This is a genomic window from Geodermatophilaceae bacterium NBWT11 (assembly GCA_014218215.1).
GTDB lineage: Bacteria > Actinomycetota > Actinomycetes > Mycobacteriales > Geodermatophilaceae > Klenkia.
In genome coordinates this window covers 2757368-2776625 of record CP043652.1, presented here as the reverse complement: position 1 = coordinate 2776625, position 19258 = coordinate 2757368, and the positions used below count along the sequence as shown (strand labels likewise).

The 19258-nt window shown below is 75.8% G+C and carries 18 protein-coding genes and 2 pseudogenes; 13 read left to right on the top strand and 7 right to left on the bottom strand.

What is annotated here, in order from left to right; genetic code table 11:
- The first annotated feature begins 93 nt into the window (after positions 1 to 93).
- Positions 94 to 2397 (top strand): annotated as a pseudogene (locus F1C76_13315) (DEAD/DEAH box helicase).
- A gap of 311 nt (positions 2398 to 2708) precedes the next feature.
- Here the strand turns inward: F1C76_13315 and F1C76_13310 are convergent.
- The 6 genes and pseudogenes from F1C76_13310 to F1C76_13285 all read right to left on the bottom strand — a co-directional run bounded on the left by F1C76_13310 (position 2709) and on the right by F1C76_13285 (position 5645).
- Positions 2709 to 3059, bottom strand: a complete 351-nt coding sequence (locus F1C76_13310) for a flp pilus-assembly TadE/G-like family protein (protein ID QNG37433.1) — start codon at positions 3057 to 3059, stop codon at positions 2709 to 2711.
- Positions 3056 to 3394, bottom strand: a complete 339-nt coding sequence (locus F1C76_13305; GenBank protein ID QNG37432.1) for a pilus assembly protein TadE — start codon at positions 3392 to 3394, stop codon at positions 3056 to 3058. Before F1C76_13305 ends, F1C76_13310 begins: the two co-directional genes overlap by 4 nt.
- Before the next feature lie 40 nt (positions 3395 to 3434).
- Positions 3435 to 3689 carry a DUF4244 domain-containing protein gene (locus tag F1C76_13300; GenBank protein ID QNG37431.1) on the bottom strand — a complete coding sequence of 85 codons (255 nt, stop codon included), beginning with the start codon at positions 3687 to 3689 and terminating at the stop codon, positions 3435 to 3437.
- A 140-nt stretch (positions 3690 to 3829) separates the two neighbouring features.
- Positions 3830 to 4540, bottom strand: a complete 711-nt coding sequence (locus tag F1C76_13295; protein ID QNG37430.1) for a type II secretion system F family protein — start codon at positions 4538 to 4540, stop codon at positions 3830 to 3832.
- Entirely contained in the window at positions 4537 to 5310 is a 774-nt protein-coding gene (locus tag F1C76_13290; GenBank protein QNG37429.1) for a pilus assembly protein TadB, read from the bottom strand. Before F1C76_13290 ends, F1C76_13295 begins: the two co-directional genes overlap by 4 nt.
- Positions 5307 to 5645: pseudogene (locus F1C76_13285) on the bottom strand (pilus assembly protein CpaF). The gene F1C76_13290 and the pseudogene F1C76_13285 overlap by 4 nt, the downstream one beginning before the upstream one ends.
- Positions 5646 to 5769: 124 nt before the next feature.
- Here F1C76_13285 and F1C76_13280 point away from each other — a divergent pair.
- The 12 genes from F1C76_13280 to F1C76_13225 all read left to right on the top strand — a co-directional run bounded on the left by F1C76_13280 (position 5770) and on the right by F1C76_13225 (position 18594).
- Positions 5770 to 6729 carry a hypothetical protein gene (locus tag F1C76_13280; GenBank protein QNG37428.1) on the top strand — a complete coding sequence of 320 codons (960 nt, stop codon included), beginning with the start codon at positions 5770 to 5772 and terminating at the stop codon, positions 6727 to 6729.
- Between the two features lie 49 nt (positions 6730 to 6778).
- Entirely contained in the window at positions 6779 to 7033 is a 255-nt protein-coding gene (locus F1C76_13275; protein ID QNG37427.1) for a helix-turn-helix domain-containing protein, read from the top strand.
- Positions 7034 to 7103: 70 nt separating this feature from the next.
- Positions 7104 to 9809, top strand: a complete 2706-nt coding sequence (locus tag F1C76_13270) for an N-6 DNA methylase (protein ID QNG37426.1) — start codon at positions 7104 to 7106, stop codon at positions 9807 to 9809.
- Between the two features lie 773 nt (positions 9810 to 10582).
- A complete protein-coding gene (locus tag F1C76_13265) occupies positions 10583 to 12952 on the top strand; it encodes a bifunctional DNA primase/polymerase (protein ID QNG37425.1) in 2370 nt (789 codons plus the stop codon).
- Between the two features lie 399 nt (positions 12953 to 13351).
- Positions 13352 to 13555, top strand: coding sequence for a hypothetical protein (locus tag F1C76_13260; protein ID QNG37424.1), 204 nt, complete (start codon positions 13352 to 13354; stop codon positions 13553 to 13555).
- The gene (locus F1C76_13255; protein QNG37423.1) at positions 13552 to 13809 is read left to right on the top strand and encodes a hypothetical protein; all 258 of its coding nucleotides are present in this window, start codon (positions 13552 to 13554) and stop codon (positions 13807 to 13809) included. Before F1C76_13260 ends, F1C76_13255 begins: the two co-directional genes overlap by 4 nt.
- Before the next feature lie 169 nt (positions 13810 to 13978).
- Positions 13979 to 14884 (top strand): hypothetical protein, encoded by a 906-nt coding sequence (locus tag F1C76_13250; GenBank protein ID QNG37422.1) that lies wholly within the window; start codon positions 13979 to 13981, stop codon positions 14882 to 14884.
- Position 14885: 1 nt separating this feature from the next.
- Complete coding sequence (locus F1C76_13245) at positions 14886 to 15527, top strand: hypothetical protein (GenBank protein QNG37421.1); 642 nt, start codon at positions 14886 to 14888, stop codon at positions 15525 to 15527.
- The gene (locus tag F1C76_13240; GenBank protein ID QNG37420.1) at positions 15524 to 15799 is read left to right on the top strand and encodes a hypothetical protein; all 276 of its coding nucleotides are present in this window, start codon (positions 15524 to 15526) and stop codon (positions 15797 to 15799) included. Before F1C76_13245 ends, F1C76_13240 begins: the two co-directional genes overlap by 4 nt.
- Before the next feature lie 116 nt (positions 15800 to 15915).
- The gene (locus F1C76_13235) at positions 15916 to 16170 is read left to right on the top strand and encodes a hypothetical protein (GenBank protein ID QNG37419.1); all 255 of its coding nucleotides are present in this window, start codon (positions 15916 to 15918) and stop codon (positions 16168 to 16170) included.
- Positions 16171 to 16285: 115 nt separating this feature from the next.
- Positions 16286 to 16846: a hypothetical protein gene (locus F1C76_13230; GenBank protein ID QNG37418.1), complete on the top strand. Its 561-nt coding sequence runs from the start codon at positions 16286 to 16288 to the stop codon at positions 16844 to 16846.
- On the top strand, positions 16843 to 18594 hold the full coding sequence (locus F1C76_13225; GenBank protein QNG37417.1) for a hypothetical protein: 1752 nt from the start codon (positions 16843 to 16845) through the stop codon (positions 18592 to 18594). Before F1C76_13230 ends, F1C76_13225 begins: the two co-directional genes overlap by 4 nt.
- Here F1C76_13225 and F1C76_13220 read toward each other — a convergent pair.
- Complete coding sequence (locus tag F1C76_13220; GenBank protein ID QNG39228.1) at positions 18380 to 19252, bottom strand: hypothetical protein; 873 nt, start codon at positions 19250 to 19252, stop codon at positions 18380 to 18382. The two genes, F1C76_13225 and F1C76_13220, sit on opposite strands and share 215 nt — an antisense overlap.
- Between the last annotated feature and the right edge of the window lie 6 nt (positions 19253 to 19258).

The following is a 19258-nucleotide window of genomic DNA, read 5'->3' as shown; positions in this document are numbered from 1 at the left end:
CCGGACTGCTGGTGCGGACGGCCGGGGTGTGTGCACCGGACTGTCGGTGGCACGAGGGACAGTGGTGGGGTGACGTCCTCCGCAGCGGTCCCGGTGCCGCCGTCCGCCCTGCCCGGGGACGAGCTGCTCGACGCGCTGCTGGTCGGCACCCCCGAGGAGGACTCCCCGGTCACCCACGTCCACCGGCTGCCGGTGCGGGAGAGCAGCCACGGCGTCTGGCCGACCTGGGTGCCGACCGACCTGCGGGAGCGGCTGGTGTCCCGTGGCGTCCGTGCCCCGTTCAGCCACCAGGTCGCCGCCGCCGAACTGGCGCACGCCGGGCAGCACGTCGTGGTCGCCACCGGCACGGCTTCGGGCAAGTCGCTGGCCTACCAGCTGCCCGCGCTGTCCACCCTCGCCGAGGACGACCGGGCCTGCGTGCTGTACCTGGCGCCCACCAAGGCGTTGGCCCGCGACCAGCTGGCCGCGGTGAGCGCGATCGCCGGGCCCTCGGTGCGCCCGGCCGCCTACGACGGGGACACCCCGCAGGAGGAGCGGGACTGGGTGCGCCGGCACTCCCGGTGGATCGTCACCAACCCGGACATGGTGCACCGCGGGATCCTGCCGGGGCACCAGCGTTGGGCGTCCACGCTGCGCCGGGTGGCCTACGTCGTGGTCGACGAGTGCCACGCCTACCGGGGGGTCTTCGGCTCCCACGTCGGGCACGTGCTGCGTCGGCTGCGGCGGATCTGCCGCCGCTACGGCGCCGACCCCGTGTTCGTGCTGGCCTCGGCCACCGTCGCCGACCCGGCAGCAGCCGCGACCCGGCTGGTGGGGGCACCGGTCACCGCGGTCACCGAGGACGGCTCACCCCGGCCGGGCGCCACCTTCGCGCTGTGGGAGCCGCCGCTGACCGAGAAGACCGGGGAGCACGGGGCCCCGCTGCGCCGCTCGGCCGCCGCGGACGCCGCCGGGCTGCTCGCCGACCTGGTCGAGCAGGGCGCCCGGACGCTGGCGTTCGTCCGGTCCCGGCGCTCCGCGGAGTCCGTCGCCGACCAGGCCCGCCGGATCCTCACCGACCGGGGGCGCCCGGACCTGGTCCGCCGGGTGGACTCCTACCGGGGCGGCTACCTGCCCGAGGAGCGCCGCGAGCTCGAGCGCTCGCTGTCGGCGGGCGACCTGCTCGGGGTGGCGACGACGAACGCCCTGGAGCTGGGCATCGACATCGCCGGCCTGGACGCCGTCGTGCTCGCCGGCTACCCCGGCACGCTGGCCTCGCTCTGGCAGCAGGCCGGGCGGGCCGGACGCGCGGAACGCGAGTCCCTGGTCGTCTTCGTCGCCCGCGACGACCCGCTGGACCACTACCTGGCCCACCACCCGCGCGCAGTGTTCGGCCGGCCGGTGGAGGCCACGGTCACCGACCCCACCAACCCCTACGTCCTGGGCCCCCAGCTGTGCTGCGCCGCGGCCGAGCTGCCGCTGACCGACGACGAGCTCGAGGAGTTCGGCGGCGACGCGGCCCGGGCCGCGTTGGAGGACCTGGTCGCCACCGGGCAGCTGCGGCGGCGGCCCACCGGCTGGTACTGGGCCGGGCGCGGCCGGCCCGACGTCGACATCCGGGGCTCCGGGGCCGAGCCGGTGTCGATCATCGAGGGCTCCACCGGCCGGCTGCTGGGCACGGTGGACGGCGACGCGGCGCACTCCGCCGTGCACGAGGGCGCGCTGTACGTGCACCGCGGGGAGACCTTCGTCGTGGACTCCCTGGACGTCGAGGACGCCTGCGCCGCAGTGCACCCGGAGAGCCCGGAGTGGACGACGGTGGCCCGCGACGTCACCGACCTGTCGATCGTGGACGTGAGCACCACCCGTCGTCTGGGCACGGTCACCGCGCACACCGGGACGGTCGACGTGACCAACCAGGTGGTGGCCTACCAGCGGCGTCGGGTCGGCACCGGTGAGGTGCTGGCGGAGTTCCCGCTGGACCTGCCGGCCCGGCAGCTGCGCACCCGGGCGGTCTGGCTGACCCTCGACGAGCGGGCCCTGCAGCGCGCCGAGCTCGACGACCTGGCCGTGCCGGGCTCGCTGCACGCCGCCGAGCACGCCGCGATCGGGATCCTGCCGCTGCTGGCGACCTGCGACCGGTGGGACCTGGGCGGCATCTCGACCGCGCTGCACCCGGACACCGGCGCGGCCACGATCGTGGTCTACGACGGGCACCCCGGCGGCGCGGGCTTCGCCGAGCGCGGGCACGCGGTGCTCCGCCGCTGGCTCACCGCCACCCGGGCGACGGTGGCCAGCTGCGAGTGCGACTCGGGCTGCCCGTCGTGCGTCCAATCGCCCAAGTGCGGCAACGGCAACGACCCGCTGGACAAGGCCGGGGCGGTCCGGGTGCTCGACGTGGTCCTCGACGAGCTCGCGGCGGCCGGGGACACCGAGGCGGCGGAGGACGCGGCCGTCGAGGAGCCCGACCCGCTCGGGCTCGGCGGGCCGTTCGCGCAGGCGCGGGCGGCGACGTCCGCGGCGCACTCGAGGGCACTGCGCCGGCGCCAGCGGCTGGGCTCGGCACCGGCGGCCCGTCCGATGCGGGGCTCGCGCACGCCGGTGGCGGTCCCGGACGAGGTGGCACCCGGGACCGAGGCCGAGTGGAGCGACGTCGAGGACCACGCCGACACCGACGCCGCCCCCGATCGTCGGACCCGCCCGGTCGACGACGTCGTCTTCTAGGCCGGTCACGGCGGCACCGGGCCCGCCCGCGCGTGCGCCCGGGCTGCGGTCACCCCGAGCGGCCCGAGGCGGACCGGCACGGTCACCTCGACGACGACCACCGCGCCGGCGTCGACCCGGCAGGACACCAGGCCGGCACCGTTGGCCGCGGCCACCCCCTCCCCCACCGCGCAGGCCGCCGGGTCCGCCAGCACCGCCCGGCCGGCCACCGCCAACGCGGTCAGGTCGGCGGCGGTGGTCGCCCGGTGCCGCGCCACCACCGCCGACCCGACCAGCACGGTGACCGCGCCGAGGGCCGCGAGCAGGCCGGCCAGCGCGACCACCCACACGGTGGCCGACCCCTCCTCGTCCCTCACGGCAGCGCCCCGGCAGCCGGTTCGGTCAGGCCGGTGGCGGCCGAGGACACCGTGACCGCGAGTGGGAGCGGACCCAGCGGCTGCACGCGGACCGAGACGGTGACGGTCACCCGGTCGCCGTCGGTCGCCGTCGCCACCCGGGCCCCGTCGGGGGCGGCCTGGCCGGCCAGCGATGCCACCGTCGCGGCCGACTCGCCCCGGGCCGCCGCCCGGGCGCCCTCCCGGGCGGCGTCCACGCAGCGGAGCTGGGCCCCGACGACGACCACGGCGGCCACCGCACCGGCCAGCACCAGGAGCAGCACCGGCAGCACCACCGCCGTCTCGGCGGTCACCATCCCCCGGTCGTCCCGCCACCGTGCTCGTCGTCGGGACACCTCAGGACAGCGTGGCCAGCGCGTCGGCCACCAGCCCGCTCATCGCGGTGACCACCGAGGCGCCGGTCACCACCGAGTAGAGGACGGCGGCGAAGGCGCAGGCCGCCACCGTGCCGACCGCGTACTCCGCGGTGCTCATCCCCGCCTCGGGGTCCGCGGTCAACCGGGCCCGGACCCGGGCGGGCCAGGCCGAGACCACCACCGGGTGCACCCGCGCCTCCCGGGCCGGTCCCCGTTCGTGTCGTCGTGTCGTCATGTCGACTCCTCTCCCGGGTCCGTCCGTCGGACCCGTCCCGAGACTCCGGCGGCGCGGCCCCGGGCAGGCCCCGTCCGGGCGATCTGTGGACAGCCACTCCGGTTGGGGACGGCGGCCGGCACACCGGGCCCGGTCCGTGCTCACCCGAAGACGTCCGCGGCGATGCCGAGCACGAGCGGGGCGACGCCGAGGCAGAGGAACGCGGGCAGGAAGCACAGCCCCAGGGGCGCCAGCACCCACACCCCGGCGCGCTGCACCGCGGCCGCGGTGTCGGCCCGCTCGGTGACCCGGGCGTCGTCGGCGAGCCGGCGCAGCGCGGGCACCACCGCCGATCCGGACTCCCCGGCCCGCACCACCGTGCGGGCCAGGGCAGCGGCGGTCGGGGGCACGTCGGACCAGGCGGCTCGTGGGGAGGCGCCCAGCCGGTAGCGGGCGGCGACGGTCTGCATGGCCGTGCCCAGCGGTCCGCCCAGGGCGGTGCCGACCGCGCCCACCGCGCCCGCGACCGGGGTCCCGCCGGCCAGACAGACCGCGAGCAGCTCGCAGGCCACCGGGAGGTCGGCCCGCACGGGGCCCGCCGGGTCGGGCGGGGCTCCGGCGCGGCGGGTGACCCGCTCGACGCCGACGGCCACGGCGACGGCGCACAGCAGCGAGACCGGCCCCGGCCCGGCGAGCAGCGGGACCACGAGGCCGGCCAGGGCGCCGACCGCCCACCGACGGACCACACCCGGGGGCGGGTCGTCCGGCGGGACCGCCGGCTGCCGCGGACCGAGCCGGCGGCCGGCGGTCCCGGGCGGGCGCGGCCAGGCGAGCAGGGCGAGGGCCAGCAGCGCGAGGGGCGCGCCGGTCACCGGGCTGCTGCCCGGCGCACCAACCGGGCCGTCCAGGACAGACCGAGGGCCTCCAGGCCGACGCCCCCGACGAGCAGCGCCGTGCCGACCGGGGTGCCGGTCAGCACCTGCCACGGGTCGGCCCCGACCCCGGCCCCCATCAGCAGCCCGAGCACCGGCAGCCCGGCCAGCACCACCCCGGACGCCCGCGGCCCGGACACCGCAGCTCGCAGTTCGGCCCGGGTGCGCAGCCGGGCCCGCACGTCGTCCTCGGCGGCGGCCACGACCGCCGCCAGCGAGCAGCCGGTGCGGGCGCTCACGGTCACCGCCGCAGCCAGTCGGGCCAGCGCCCCGCCCTCGCCGGGGTCCGCGGTGCCGGTGCGCAGCACCGGGCCGAGGGCTGCGGCGACGGCCGGGTGCGGGCAGCCCCCGACCGCGGTCGTGGTGGCGTCGGCCAGCGGTCGGCCGGCCCGGAGCTCGGCGGCGAGCACCCCGAGGGCCTCGGCCAGGGCCCGGTCGCGGACCTCGGCGTCCCGCTCGGCCGCCCGCCGCCGCCAGGCCCGGACCCCCGCGACGGCCGCGCCGCCGACCAGGGCAGCGACGACCGGGGTCGAGAACAGCGCCGCGGTCGTCACGGCCGCACCGACGACGAGGACCGCCACGGGCAGCGTGGTCGGGGGCCCGGGACGGCCCCGGGGCTGGAGCCTGCGGGCGCGGCGCACGAGCGGGTCCGAGCCACGGGGCCACGTCACGACCGCCGCACCCAGCAGGCTCAGCACGACGGCGCTCACGCGCGCACCCCGAGCAGGGCCGCCAGCTCCGCCCCCGCCGGTGCCTCGGCACCGTCCGCGCGCCACCCGGACACGACCTCGATCAGCTCGCCGCGCCGGCGCACGACGCCCAGCTCCTCGACCCGGCGGCCCCCGGCTGCGCGGCGCAGGTGCACCACGACCGACAGCGCCGCCGCGGCCTGGCTGTGCACCGCCGCCCGGTCCAGGCCGGCGGCCACGCCCAGGGCCTCGAGCCGGGCGGGCACCTCGGCGGCCCGGTTGACGTGCAGCGTGCCGCAGCCACCGTCGTGCCCGGTGTTGAGCGCGGCCAGCAGGTCGACCACCTCGGCCCCACGCGCCCGGGGTGCCCATGCGCTGGCGGGCGGAGGCCGCCTAGCGGTGGCGGGGCGGGGCCGGTACTGCCCCAGTAGCGTCGGAGGCGTGACGAGCCACCCGTACGGGACCGACCCCCTCCGGGGCGTGCGCGAGGCGGCCCAGGCGGCCGAGCGGCAGCACCGGGAGCAGCTGCAGGCGATCGGTCGCACGTGGACCAGCCAGCACCTGGAGCAGCTCCGGAAGACGGCGCGGTTGGCGGAGGCCCACCTCAACGCGGCGCTGAACGACCGGGTGAAGGCCGCCGTCGCGCCGATGCTGGCTCAGGCCCAGATCCCCTACTCGGAGCTGTCGAAGCAGATCGCCGCCACCACGCAGGCCCAGCTCGCGACCATGCGGGCTGCAGCCGCGGCCCCGCTGACCTTCGAAGCCGCCCGGTTGGCGAGCTCGGACGTCCCCGCCGACCGGCTCGCGACCCTGACGGAGAGCGTCCGCGCCGCGTCGCAAGTCCGCGATCTGCCGAACGCGTACGAGGCGGCGAAGCTGGCGCTGGCGGGTTACGACCTGCGGGCCGACGAGCTGGCGCGGCAGGCGGTCGCCCCGTTCACGGAGGATTGGCTGGGCCTGGCCGATGAGGGAGCCACGCCCGCGGAGACGGCGGCGGCGAACCGCGCGGCCGCCGAGTCGTACGGGTGGCTCCCGGGGGCCGAGAAGGGCGAGGGCGGGGGCGGCAGTGTCGAGCCCCCGGGCGACGTGGCCCCCGAAGACGCCGGGAACGACGGGGCTGGCGCGGGCCTGGGTCCGGCTGACGACGAGGCGGACGACGGGTTCGCCGTCTACGTCGCGGAGATGATCGCGGTTCTCGACGCTTCGGGCCTCGACCCCGCCCTAACCAGCGGCTCGCGGGCATGGATCGCCACCATCGGCTGGACCCGCCGCGCTTACGGCACGGTGGCGGCCAAGCGGCTCATCGGTTGCCTGCTCGCATTCGCCGGGTGCTGCGCGCTCGTCGCATGGACCATCGGCGCCCCCGCCGTGGGCGGGGCCGTCATGGCTGGCATCGGCCTGTTCGCGACGCTCGTGGGCTTGCTATACGTCGTGCTGTAGGGCGCCTGAGCCCCCGGCGCCAGTTCGCGGAGGCCATAGGGTCGGCTCCGTGCCCTACCCGCCGCGGCCACAACCACAGCCGCTCTGCGAGTTCGCGGGTACCGCGGCTCCCCGGCCGGACCCCGCCGTGCAGGCCCGGGTGGAGGCCTTCATCTTGGCGGCGTACGCCGAGGGCCGGTCCCTGCGCGAGCTCGCAGAGCTAACGGACCGCTCGCACTCGGCGGTGCGGAACATCCTGTCGAAGCACGGGGTGCTGCGCCGCCCCGCCGGCGCCGCTCCGGTGGGGGTACCCGGGGACGGCTAGGCGCGGCCCCGCCGACGCGTCGCGGGCCGCATCCCCGCGGTTCGCCAGCCCAGCGAGTGCTCTGGCCCCCATGCAGACCACCCCAGAACGCGTAGGTACTCTCCTGGAGCTGCTGGTGAACCCCAGCCGCGTCTGGGGGAACGAGATGTCCGAAGACCTGCGCCAACGCGGCTATCTGGCGGCGGACGGAGCGCTGAGGGGGGACCGAGTCGGCCCGTACGAGGGCTTCAACATCGGCAACTCGACGATCCGCCAGCTCAAGGCCGTGGGCGCCGTCCAGGACAAGCTCTACGCCAGCCCGACCGCCAAGCCGGACGGCCTGGTCGTCGACCGGCGCGACCCCGAGCACCCCCGCCCCATCCTGGTCGTCGAGTACAAGGACCGGGGGGAGCTTGGGACGGAGGCACGCCGGACCACCGTCTTCAACAAGGTGGCCGAGGTCTACAACGGCCAGCTGGACTGCTCGCTGGCCGTCGTTAGCGACACGGTCAGCACCTTCTGGTTACTGGTGGACCCCCAGGCGGCGACGTGGCGAGCGATCGGGCGCGAGGACGGCTACCCGCTGGACGCGCCGGTTGACCTCGCGTCGGTTGACGGCCGCGAGGCTCTGGCCGAGCTGATCTCGCGTCTGCAAACCGAGCTGGACCCCGCCACCGCGTCACTGGTCCCGCTTGCCTCAGTTGACCCGACCAGGCTGGCGGACCAAACGTGGCAAATGCTCTGGCTGGCGTCGGGGGACAGCCCGGAGACATGCCTCGCGTCCTTCGTTGAGGTTCTGCTCTTTAAGTTCCTGTCCGACCTCGGCCTGCTGGGCGTCTCACCGAGCGGCGTGAAGGTGGACTTCGAGTCCGTCCGGACCCTCTCGACCGACCAAGCCCTCCCCAGGTACGTCGAGGAGACGAGGCCAGCTATCGAGCGCCTGTTCCCGCCCGGCTCCGACGGCGTCAGCGTCGTGGGCGGCCTCTCCCTCGACCCGGCGAACCGCGACCACCGGTCGATCTTCCTCAGCGTGCTGGCGCGGTTCCAAGCCTTCGGCAACCTGCGGCGCATCGACCCGGAGTTCAAGTCCAGGATCTTCGAGCGGTTCCTGAAGAAGAGCATCAGCCAGAAGAACTGGGGCCAGTTCTTCACCCCGAGGAACGTCGTGAAGGCCATCGTGGAGATGAGCGGCGTCGAGTCGCTGCCGCCGGGCGCGTCCGTCGCGGACCCGGCGGCCGGCGTGGGGGGCTTCCTCCTCGAGCCCCTGGTGCACAAGCGAGCGCATGACTTCCGCGACCCCGCGGCCGCACCGCTGACCTACCGCGGCTACGACCGAGACGCCAAGACGGTGCGCCTCGCAAAGGCCAACATGCTCATCCACCTGAGCGAGGCAATCGAGCGGGACCCCGCCGGGGCCGCTGCCCGCCTCGCGCCGATCCTCAACGACACCTTCACGTCGATGGCCGACTCCCAGGTCGGCAGCCTCCGGCTCGCGCCCCGGGCCCAGTGGGACCTCGTCATGACGAACCCGCCGTACGTCGTCGCCGGTTCTACGAGCCAGCGCAAGGCGATCGGCAGGGACCCCAGGCTCGCGGCTTACTACGACGTGTCCGGATCTGGGGTGGAGAACCTCTTCGTCCAGGAGATCGTCAACGGCCTCAAGCCGGGCGGGCGGGCCTTGGTGGTCCTGCCCGACGGTCTTCTGGCCCGGCATTCCGAGGAGTCCCTGAAGCGGCGGATCCTGCGTGACTGCGTCCTGGAGGCCGTCATCTCGCTGCCCAAGGACACCTTCTACAGCACCCCGAAGAAGACCTACATCGTCTCGTTGCGGAAGAAGCAGGTCAGCGGGGTGGAGCAGGTCTCCCCGGTCTTCACCTACATCGTCGGGCGGGTCGGCGAGACCCTCGACGCCAAGCGTTTCGTGATCCCCGAGAACGACCTGGTCGACATGGCCCAGCAGTTCCGCCTCTTCTCGGGGTACCCGGAGCTGTACCAGGCGCCCTCCGCGCCGGGGAACCGCGTGAGGGTGCGCGACTTCGAGCGCTTCCACCCGGAGAGCCACTGGCTGGTCGACCGCTGGTGGGGCGAGGACGAGCTAGCGGCCCTCCCGGAGCACGAAGCCCGCGCCTCGATCTCGCCGAGGGAGTTGGCCGAGCGGCTCACGGAGGTGTCGGGCACCGTCTCCGACCTCGCGGCTGCCCTGGTCGAGCAGGCCGACTCCCAGGCCCCGCAGGAGACGCGGGCGGTGTCCCTTGGCGACGGGCGCTACTTCAGGCTCTCGATCGGCAAGCGAGTGCTGAAGGGAGAGCTGTTCGGCAAGGCCGCCGGCGACGTCCCCCTCTACTCCGCGAACGTCGTGGAGCCGTTCGGGTACCTGGACGAGTCCAACCTCGCCGACTTCGACGCCCCGTCGGTCCTCTTCGGCATCGACGGGGACTTCACGCTTGCGTTCAAGGAAGCCGGCACCGAGTTCGCGATCACGGACCACTGCGGGCGGATCGAGATCCTGGTGGACGACTTGGACCCGTCGTTCTGCCGCGCGGCGATCGCTCTGGCCCGCGCGGAGGCCTTCGACCGCACCCTGCGGCCGTCGTTGCAGCGGATGCGCGCGTTGACCGTGTCGGTGCCGCTGGCGCCGGACGGCAGCTTCGACGTTGAGGCCCAGCGCGCACTGGGCTCCGCCTACGACCAGATCACCTCGACCCTCCGCGAGGTGGCGGAGGCGTTCGGCGGGCTGGCCGGCCTGGAGCCCGAGCTGCGGCTCCCGGCCTCCGCGCCCGAGCCGCCTCCGGCCTGAACCCGGCGGCGGCGGGCGGCCCGCCTGCCCGCACCGGCACCCGCGCCCAGGGACCGAGCCCACGCCCTTGCGGTGGGCGGGGGACCGGTTATACAAAGGAGCCCGAGCGCCCCGCGGCACCCGTCGGCGGGCAATCGAAGAGCAAGCGAACGCAGTACGACTGTTAGCGCCAGCCCCCGGACTCACCGGTCTCCGGGCGCCAGACCATGGCTGGGCGTGAAGGGCAAGTGGGGGCGCGCGAGCTCCGGCAACCAGCCGGGGGGAGCGAGGAGCCGAACTCGGACGCGGAAGCCACGACAGTCGGGCACCACCTGAGGCAACCCGGATAGGCGCACGCCGTCCGCGGGTTCCCGGGTCGTGCCCGCCGTGGCCACCTTCCCCGATCCGAGAGGCCCTCCGGCCGTGCTCAAGCGACCCCTGGCGTCCACGACCCCCGGCGCCGAGCGGCAGCCCCCTGGCAGGCGGGCCGACGTCCCGCCCGTCCTCCCGCCCCGCCCGGACTCCTGCTCTGAAGAGTCGGGGGCCCGAGGAGTCCCACGATTCCGTTTCGCCGTGCCCAGCGAACGAGTCACGGTCCAGTGGTCCCCCGCCGACCCTCCCCCCGAGGAGCGGCGCCGGCTGCTGACCTTGCTCTTCAGCGACGCCGCAGACGACCCGGCGGAGGCTCCCCTGCTCCCGCCCGCCGGGTCCGGCAGGCCGGGGGGGCGGGTCGGGTACGCGAGCCCACGCCCGTCCCTCCGGCCCGTCCCTCGCCGTGCCCGGGGCGGTGCCTGATGCCCCGGCTACGCCTCGGCGTCTCCGACCCCGCAGCGGCGCGGCGGTGGCCTGAGGAGCTCGACACCGCCCTTGGCCTTGCCGCCCGGTACGGCTGGAAGGTCTTCCCCGTGCGTGCCGGGGACAAGCGCCCCGCCCTCAAGGGCTGGCAGGCCCGGGCCTCCGACGGCCCCACCGCCTGGGCTGGCTGGTGGGGGGAGAACGGCACCCACCGCGGCACGCTCGTCGGGGTTGCGACCGGCCCCGGCTCCGGGATCTGGGTCCTCGACGCGGACGTCAAGAACGGCGGCCCGGAGTCGCTGGCCCAGGCGGAGGCTGAGGCCGGGGCGGAGCTGGGGGCCGCCCTGGTCGCCAGCAGCCCCGGCGGAGGCGCCCACTACTTCTACGCCTACCCGGACCTCGAGACGCTGGAGGGACTCGGGGCCGACCGGGTCAAGAACCGCGTGCAGACCGTCGACCCCGGGGTGGACGTCCGTGGGCTCGGGGGGCTGGTCGTGTGCCCCGGCCAGGAGGGCCGCGCCCTCCTGGGCGAGGAGCATGCGCCGGGGCCCGCCCCCGACTGGGTGGCGTCGAGGTACCTCGCGGCCCGCGCCCCGGACCGGAAGCAGGCAGCTGGGCCCGGAGCCGGGGGCGAGCGCTTCGTCCTCCCCGAGCGGATCGAGTCCGGCGCGCACGACACGACCGTCTTCCAGTGGGCGGCTAGCTGCCGGGGCCGGTCGGTCCCGCTCGCCGGCGCTCTCGCTCAGGCCCCGGACGTCCTGCGGCGCATCGACCGCGGCCCGCACTGCGGGCACGACCTCCCGTTCATCGAGGCAACGCTCCACCGGGTCTACTCCGAGTACGAGGAAGGCCCCTCGCGGAGCGCAGACGACGGGGCCGCGGGGGGCGAGGGCAGGCAGGACGATGGGCTGAAGGCCGCGGACCGGCTGGTCGAGCTGGCTCTGGAGGCTTACGACCTGGGCCGCACCCCCGACGGCGACCTCCACGTGGTGCCGAAGGCCGGGGGTCGCGTAACCCGCGTCTTGGGGAGCGAGTTCAAGGCCGAGCTGGACGCCAAGTACTACGAGCGTTACAGGTCCGTCGCGCCAGGGGCGGCCCGGACGGACGCCGCCGCCGTCCTCGGGGGTATGGCCCTCCGGACCGAGCCGGAACGGGCGTACATGCGGGCCGGGAGGGCCGCGGACGGATCGGTGCACGTCCACGGCGGCGACGAGGCCGGCTGGGCCGTCCGGGTTGGCCCGGACGGCTGGGGAGTCCTCGACCGCTCGCCGGTGCTGTTCGCCCGCTCGAACGTCACCGGCGCGTTCCCGCGGCCGGAGCGCGGCGGGGATCTCGCCGACTTCGCCGCTCTGCTCAACGTCGCCCCCGGGGAGTTCGACCTGCTGGTCGCCTACATGGTCGCCGCCTGGGTCCCGGAGATCGCTCACCCGGTGCTGCTCCTGACCGCGGAGCAGGGCGCGGCCAAGACGACCACCTCGGAGTTCGTCTGCATGGCTATGGACCCTGGCCCCGCCCCGCGCCGGAAGGCCCCCCGCGACGACCACGGCTTCACCGTCTCCGTCGAGGGCAGCCTCGTCGCCAACTTCGACAATCTCAGCGCTCTCCCGGACTGGTTCTCCGACGCGGTCTGCCGAGCCTCGACCGGGGAGGGCGACGTCCGCCGGAAGCTCTACGGCGACAAGTCGCTGGTCGTGAGCAGCTACCAGCGCGTGATCATGATGAACGGGATCGGCGTGGGCGCTGTCCGCGGTGACCTGGCCGACCGGATGGTCCACCTGCAGCTGCGGCGGATTCCGCCCGAGAACCGGCTTGAGATCGCCGCCCTGAAGGAGCGCTTCGAGCGGCTGCGGCCCGCGCTGTTCGGCGCGCTGCTCGACGTGCTCGCCGGCGCCCTGCGGGCGATCCGCGACGGGGAGGTCGAGCTGCCGCGCAACCCCCGGATGATCGACTTCGCCCGCTACGCCCGCGCCGTCGACGTCGCCCGGGGGACCGACGCCTACGGCACCTACATGGCGATGCAGGAGGGCCTAGCTGCCCAGGTGATGGAGGGCGACCCGGTCGTCGGGCCGCTGTTGGAGCTGGCGGGCAGCTCCCCCGGTGGCGAGCTTCGGGCCTCCGCCGGGGAAATCCTGGACCTCCTCAGGCTCCGGGTCGAACCGCGCGAGCGGCCGCCGAACTGGCCCAAGACCGCCGCCGCCCTGGGCGGCCACGTCGCCCGGGTCGCGCCCGCCCTACGCCAGAGCGGCTGGGACGTCGAGCCCTACCGGAACAAGCGCGACCGCGGGTGGGCCATCCGCCGCAGCGTTGACGGCGTTGACGGCGTTGACGGCCCCGCGCAGACCGAGCTGCCCCACGGGGGCGCCGCGTGAGCCGCCGGAGCGTTGACGAGACGTTGACGGCTGTTGACGAGACGTTGACGGCGGGGAAGCCCCCCTCGTCAACCCGCGGAGGGCGCGAGAGGCCCCGGACGGCGCGGCTGAGGCCCTTAGGCCGCCCGGCGTTGACGGCGTTGACGGCAGAGAGCGGGCTCTTTTTCCCTTCTCTTAGAAGAGGGGGAAACGGGCCGGAGGGGGTCGGGCGGCGGGGCTGCGACACCCCGCAGCGGCCCGTCAACGCCGTCAACCCGTCAACAGACCCGTGCCAGCTGGGCAAGGCGCGGCGCCCCAGTACCCGAATCGCGAGGGAAGGCGGAGACCGAGATGAGTAGGACCGAGGGCCCCAAGACCGTTTTGGGAGCGCTGCAGTGCTCCGCCGGCTGCGGGACGGAGGTGGACCGCCCCCGGGTCTGCGCACCGTGCGCCGTTCGCCGGCGGGCCCAGCGCGCGCTGGACGGCGTGGAGGACCGCCGGGCGTACGACCGGAACCGCGCCGCGAGGCGCCGGGACCGGGAGGCCGCCTTCGGGCTGCTGCCGGAGGCCGAGCAGAACCGGCTGTTGGCTGAGCTGGCCGCCCGACGCGGGTGGACCCGGTGAGCCCCCGCCTGCCCCCCGAGGCGCCGGAGGTCACCGCCCTGGCCGCCCGGCTGGACCGCGAGTGGTTCGACGAGTACCCGGAGGAGGACGCCCGCGTCCGCCCCTGCCTCCTCGGGGAGCTTCGGCTGCCCGCCGACGGCTGGGTCCGGGTCCTCCGGATCGCCCCCGGCATCGGCGAGCGCTGGGCGGTCCCGCCTCCGGTGGACGACTGGGTTCGGTGGACCGGCCGCCCGCAGCCGGGGGTGCTGTCGTGACCACCCGGTTCCTGCGGGGTGCCGGGGCACCCCGCCCGGGTGCCCACCCGCCGCCGCCGGTTGGCTCGCTCGGCTCGACCCCCGCCGTGGGCCCCCGCCGCCCCTCGCAGACCGACGTCGGCGACACGAAGGCCCTCCGCGGCCCACTCCGGACGGTCGGGGGTGCGCCGTGCCGAGGCTGAACGGGAGCGCGGCGGCTGGGGAGCCGGTCAAGCGGCCCCGCCGAGCGCACAAGGCCGGGCACCCCGCCGTGCAGGCGTGGCCCGCCGACCGGTGCGGACGGCCGACCTACCGGGAGACCCCCGCCGGCCCCGCCGGGGCCCCCTGCCAGAACCCGGCGGGCTCCGGGACCCCGAACCGCTCCGGTCCCTGCCGGCTGCATGGCGGCACCCTCCCGAACGTCCGGGCCGCCGCCGCCGCCGAGGACCGCCGGAGGTACGCGGAGCGGGAGCAGGAGAAGGCCGGGCTGTGGGGCAACCGGGTGGACGGCGCCCGCCCCCTGGACCAGTTCGCCGACGAACTCGCCCGCACCGCCGGGCGAGTCCAGGCCCTCGAAGCGCACCTCGTCGAGATGGAGCGAAGCGGCTCCCACGACGTCCGGATTGAGGGCGTCGCCGCGGAGCTGGCGACGGAGCGGGGGCAGCTGTTGCGCGTCGCCGACGCCGCCGCGAAGCACGGGCTCGGCGAGCTGGACCGGAAGCTCGCGGAGCAGGACGCGCAGTTCGTCCTCGACCTGCTGCTCGCCGTGCTCGCAGACCTCGGCTCCAACGCCGGGCAGCTCGAGGACGCCCGGACGCTCTTCGGCTGGTACCTCGGCAACTTCGCCCCAGGCGCGGACCTCCGCGGCGAGCCCGCAACCGGCGCCCCCAAGCCGGTTACCGGCCTGCCGCACGCGGCCGCGTGGACCGCCCCGCCGCCCCGGGAGATCGAGGCCGCCCCCGAGCCCGAGCGGGAGGGCCCCACGGAGACGGAGCTCCCGGACGGGTCGCTCGAGGTCCGGGCCCGCAGGGCCGGCGGCGACCCGATGCACCACCCCACAGACCCCCGCCACTCGGCGGGCCAGGAAGGAGACTGAGATGCACAAGCTCATCGAGGCGGACCCCGGAGTACGGGCCGCCAAGGCCACCGAGGCGAAGGCAGAGGAAGCGCTGGCGAAGCTCAGCGACGCGCTGCGAGACCGGCAGGCGGAGTTCGAGCGGGCGAGGTCGAACCGCCGCGCCCACCTCGCCGAGCGCGCCGCCGCCGGAGACTACAGCGTCCTCGCTGAGCCCGAGCCCGTCTTCCGCGGGGAGGAGCAGCTGCACGCGGACCTCCAGTTCGCGGTCCAGCAGGCTCGCGTACGGGCCCAGGCGGCGCTGGCCGCCGCCGCGGAGCGGCTGCTCCCGGAGGCGGAGGCGCTGGAGGCGTCGGTCCACGCTGAGGTCCGCGAGGTGGACGCGGTCCTGCGCGGCAAGCTGCGAGAGGTCCTAGAGCTGCGCGAGGCCGTCGGGGTGCTCCGGCGGGCCGCCGGATCGGAGCCCCTGGAGGCGATCCCGCCAAGGGACACGGCCGAGCTGCTGCGGGCGGCGGCCTCCGGGGAGAGCTGCATTCGGGACGCCCGGGAGGTTGACGCCGCGGCCTTCGAACCGCCCCGTCGGACGGTCCGGCCGGAGCCGGACTCGCCCGTGAACCGGGTGGTTCCGGTCCGGCGCCGCTTCGACTGGGCGTCGCGGCGATGAGCGCCCCGGACCGGCTGGCCGCCCGGCGGGCGGAGCTGGCGGCGAAGCCCGCGGGGACGCTGACCGCGATGGAGCGCGGGGAGCTGCGGGCGCTTTCGGCGCCGGGCGTCACCGCCCCGGTGCCGGCGGAGGAGCGGGCGGCGGAGCTGCTGGCCCGGACGTCGCTGACGCCGATGGAGCGGGGGCAGCTCCGGGCGGCGGCGCTCGCCCTCCCGGCGTACGAGCGGCGGCAGGTCGAGCAGTACCTGAACGCGCTCGCGGCGCCGCCGTGAGGCGGGCACCCGCCCGTGGCGCCCAGGTCCCACGATGGATTCCTGGGAACGATCTTGGTCGGTTGACTCGGGGCAAGCGCTTGCCAGCCGGGCAAGCCCCCCCTCGGAGCCGCCCCGTGACCCGTCCAGACCCCTCCCCCGCTGACCTTCTCGCCGCCGCCCCCGCCGTTCTCGGGGGCGGCGGGGAGGGCCTCCTGACAGCGGCCGGCGAGGTCGCCCGCGAGGCCTTCACCGAGCACGACCCCGCCGCCGGGGAGTGGGACGCGGACGCCGAGGAATGTGCCGCTCTGCTCTTCGTCATCGCCGAGGCCCACGGGCCCGGCGCCGCCCGCCGGCTCGCCGCCGAGGCCGCGGAGGCGGCCAGCCGCTAGACCCGCCCCGGTCCGCCCGGGGCCAACAAGCCCCGCCCCCGTCCGGGGGCGTGGGGCGGCGGGGCGTTACAGCGCCCCGCCGCCTTCCAGCACTACCTACGAGAACGAGGAAATCATGGAGATCGCCGTCTACGAACGGACCACCCGCGCGGGAGAAGCGGACGAGCACCTCGAGGGCCTTCTGGACCTCGCGGCAAGCCTTGACCTCGAACGCCGGGGCACGCGCGTCAGGGCCTACGTCGACATCGGCCACTTCCCCGACTTCGGCCTCCGGCAGCTGAGGGAGCGGATCCGCGCGCGCCGGGTCGGCGTAGTGCTGACGAGATCGCTTGACAGGATCGCTCGGACCCCCGAGCAGTTCGCCTGGCTGATCGCCCAGGAGTGGTCCGACGGCTCGCGCCCCGACATGCCCAGGCTCATCAGCGTCGAGGAGGGGATCGACACGGGTGTCCAGGGGGGCGTTATGGCCTGGTGGCGGCTCATGACCCTCCTGGAGCGCGTGCTCCAGGCAGGGGCCGGGACCGACCGGAAGCCCTCGGAGGCCGAAGACAGCGTCGTCCTGGAGCTCGATGACGGCGTCGGCGCGAGGCCGCGCAGCCTGTACTCCTCGACCTGCGATGGCGCGCCCCAGGCGGTCCGCGGCCAGCTCCGCGGCGGGGCGGAGGGCGCAGCGTGAGCCGGGCCCCCGGCGGGCGGGAGGCCCCCGCCCGCCCCGTCCGCCCGCCGGGGGCCCCCCGCGCAGCGATCTACACCCGCGTCTCCACGCTCGACCAGGTCAGCGGGACCAGCCTCGATGACCAGCTCGACCGCTGCCGCGCCGAGGTCGCCAACCGCGGCTGGGCCCTGGACGAGCGGCACGTCTACCGGGAAGAGGGCGAGTCCGGCGCGAAGCACTCCCGCCCCGCCCTCGACCGGATGCTCGCCGAGGTCCGGGGCGGGCGCGTGGACGCCCTCGTCGTCACCAAGCTCGACCGGCTCGGGCGGTCCACAGCGCTGTTCGCCCCGCTGGTCGCCGAGCTGGACGAGCTCGGCGTCGCGCTGGTCAGCCTGGCCGAGCACTTCGACACCAGCAGCGTCGCCGGCCGCGCCATGCGCGGGGTTCTGGCCGTCTTCGCAGAGATGGAGCGCGAGGTCATCGCCGAGCGCGGGGTCGGCGGGCAGCGCCGGAAGGCCGCCGAGGGTCGCTGGCCCGGTGGGGAGGCTCCCTACGGCTACCGGCTGGAGGGGCGGACCCGCGACGCCCGGTGCGTGCCCGACCCGGCGGAGCGCGAGGTGCTGGACCTCGCCTACAAGGCCCTGGTCCGCGACGGCAAGACCACCGGGGAGACCTGCGCGCTGCTCAACGGGCTGGGGCACCTGACCCGCCGGGGCAGCCCCTGGGTCCACAACAACCTCGCCCGCCTGCTGCGGCGAGAGTCGATGCGCGGCGAGGTCTGGTGGGGGAAGGCCGACCGCCCTAAGCGGCTCGGGCACCACACCAAGCTCGACCGCTGGGGGAACCCGAAGTACGGCGACCCGATCCTGGTGCGGCTCGCGGACCCGCCGTTCACCGCGAGGCAGCACGAGGCGCTGGAACGGGCGCTGAGCCGCCGGTCCTACGGGCAGAAGCGCCCGGACAAGGTCTACCCGGTGAGTGGGGCGGCGACCCCGTGCGGCGGGCGGCTCGGCGGCGTCTATCGAGTCGAGCGGGACCTGCGGCAGTACCGGTGCTCGAACGCGAAGTGGCGCCCCGGCGACCTCCCCCGCTGCGGCTGCCCCAAGCTCCACGCCGACGAGCTGGACGCCCGCGTCTGGGCCGCCGTCACCGAGGTCCTCGGCGACCCGGACCGGCTCATCGCCGCCGCCGACGCCTACCTCGGCGAGCAGGCCGGGGACGACGGCCCCTCCGACCTCGAGGCGGTGCGGGGGAAGCTGGCGGAGAACGAGCGGGCCCGCACCCAGCGGGTCACCGCCTATCTCCGAGCGGGGGTGGACCCCGCGATCCTCGCCGCCGCGGTCGCCGAGCTGGAGCGGGAAGCGGAGAGCCTGGCGGCCTACGCGGCCCAGCTCGAAGCGGTGCAGGCGTCGCGGGCCGCGGAGGCCGATCGGGCGGTCACGATCCGCCGGCTGGCCGTCCAGGCGGCTGAGCGGCTGCCCTCGATGGGCCCGGAGCAGCAGCGGGAGGTCCTGCAGCTCCTCCGGGTGCGGGTGACGGTCCTCGACGGCTCGGCTACCCCGGCGCTGGCGATCGAGGGCGAGCTGCCGGGCGGAGACGACCCGCTCGGCGCGGGCGGCGACTCGCCGCCTGGGGAACCCGGCGGCGGGGGGCCTCGGCCCCGCGCACCTCCCCCACCACGAGCCGGTCCGGGCGCATCCGCAGGGCCTGCCGGACCAGGTCGCGCAGCGTCACCGCGCCGACGGACTCCACGTTGGGCGGCCGGGTGAGCAGCCGGACCACGTGCGGGTGCTGGGGGTCGAGCTCCGCGGCGTCCTCGCACACCAGCACCCGCTCGGCAGGCGGGACCAGACCCAGCAGCGCCGACAGGAGGGTGGTCTTGCCCGTCCCGGTGCCGCCGGTGACCAGGAACGCGCAGCGCCGGGCCACCAGGGCGCGCAGCAGGTGCTCGGCCGCACCGGGCAGGGCACCGGCCGCGGCCAGGTCGGTGAGGTCCAGCCGGGCCCGGCGGAGCACCCGCAGTGACAGGCAGGTCCCTGATCCGGACACCGGTGGCAGCACCGCGTGCAGCCGGGTGCCGTCGGGCAGCCCGACGTCGGCCCAGGGGGCGGCGTCGTCCAGCCGCCGCCCGGCCGAGGCCGCGAGCCGCACCGCCAGCCGACGCACCGCCTCGTCGTCGGCGAACCGGACACCGGTCTCCTCCAGCCCCGCCCCGCGGTCGACCCACACCCGGTCCGCGCCGACCACCATCACGTCGGTCACCCCGGGCAGTCGCAGCAGCGGCTCGAGCACCCCTGCCCCGGACAGCTCGTCGACGGTGGCCCGGACGGCGTCGAGCACGTCGCCGTCCCCCACCAGCCCGCCGGCCTCCTGCCGGACGAGCGCGGCGACGGCCGCCTGGCTCGTCATCGCGGGGTCCGCCGCCATCCGGGC